The sequence below is a fragment of the Caballeronia terrestris genome, from assembly GCF_001544515.1.
Taxonomy (GTDB): domain Bacteria; phylum Pseudomonadota; class Gammaproteobacteria; order Burkholderiales; family Burkholderiaceae; genus Caballeronia; species Caballeronia terrestris.
Map to the genome: position 1 here is coordinate 1 of NZ_FCOL02000437.1, position 1,260 is coordinate 1,260.

1 protein-coding gene and 1 pseudogene are annotated in these 1,260 nt (G+C 61.8%); one reads left to right on the plus strand and one right to left on the minus strand.

Annotation, left to right across the window (positions count from 1 at the left end):
* A partial coding sequence (locus AWB67_RS41245) for a hypothetical protein (RefSeq protein ID WP_200822429.1) occupies nucleotides 1-230 on the plus strand: 230 nt, incomplete at its 5' end.
* Nucleotides 231-920: 690 nt separating this feature from the next.
* On the opposite strand, the pseudogene AWB67_RS42805 reads toward AWB67_RS41245, so the two are convergent.
* Nucleotides 921-1,260 (minus strand): annotated as a pseudogene (locus AWB67_RS42805) (transposase family protein); the annotation flags it as partial.

Here is a 1,260-nt window from a genome sequence, read left to right on the forward strand (position 1 = left end):
TCGTGGTGCAGCGAGAGCTCAAGAATGAAGTGCGCAGCAGCCCCGATCTGCGGGCGGCATGCATCGCCGGCGCGTTGCCGGAGCCTGAACTCGCCGAGATTGCAGAGGTGTTCGGATTTCGCGGCTCGCGCGTCACGGAGCGCTTCGACTGCTTTCGCGATACCGCCGCGCAAGCACAGGTTGCGGGTGACTTGCACGTCCAGGCAGTCAACCTCTTGACCTTCAGGTAGGCGGCCACAAACCGCCATCAGCCCGCGTCGACGCTCGGACATGCATGGGTCGGTCTACCCGGGATGCGGCCATATCGAAGTCGAAGCAGATGAGGATCTCAACGCCGACTGGCGCGATCGTTCCGTAGTCGCCGCCGAGCGTGCGAACCTGCTCGGTGTACCCGGTCGTTTCTGGTTCCGCGCAACGCAATCCCATCGAATCTCAAGACTCAAGAGTTCGCCTACGCGAACTTGTCCATCTTCGGGTACATCAGCTGTTCGCAGAAGTCCATCTACCTGTCCATGAGCACTCCGATTGCTTACTCGGAGGTGGCTCAACTCGGGCGCAGCACGCCCCAAACCGTAACCGCTTCGGCGCAGGGCGTCCCAACGACTGACACGATTGACGGAAGCGCCGACACCGTGACCTTCGCCCTAACACTTAACGCCAACGGCTCAGGGTATTTCCGGCGGTCTGACACGCTGACAAGAAACTACGGTGGCCCACCAACACTATCCACATCAAAAGCGAAGGGGAGCACAACGCAGCGACAAGTACCTTAACAGTCTCGACACAGCGCCTCAGCCAGCTCCCAATTAACGCCGTCTTAGGGCAAATCTACTTCGACCGCGCGCATGAGGTGACGGTGACACACTAAAGCGCTAACGTCGGCTTGCGCGGCAGGTTGCGCTGCAGGCGTGCAGGTCAAATCGCCGGTCTGTGCCACGCGCGCGGGACATGCGGGTGCTGTGGCCGCGGCGCAGGCAATCAACTGGCGGCGCAATTCGCCGCGCGGCTGAGCGTAGATAGCCGTGTAGATGGTTTCGTGCGATACGTGCTGGGTCGGGTCGGTCGGATACATGCGCTTAAGTGTGCCCGATATCTGCTGGGGCGACCACTTCCATTCGAGCAGGGTGAGCACAACCCGCCAGCGAACGCTTTGCGTGCACAGCTTGGCGGGGCGGCGACCAGCGCTACGGCGGGCGGCGCTCAGCGCTTCGGCTGACACTGAAGCGTAGCCAGCAGGAGAGCCGTTGCGCGTCAATTCAC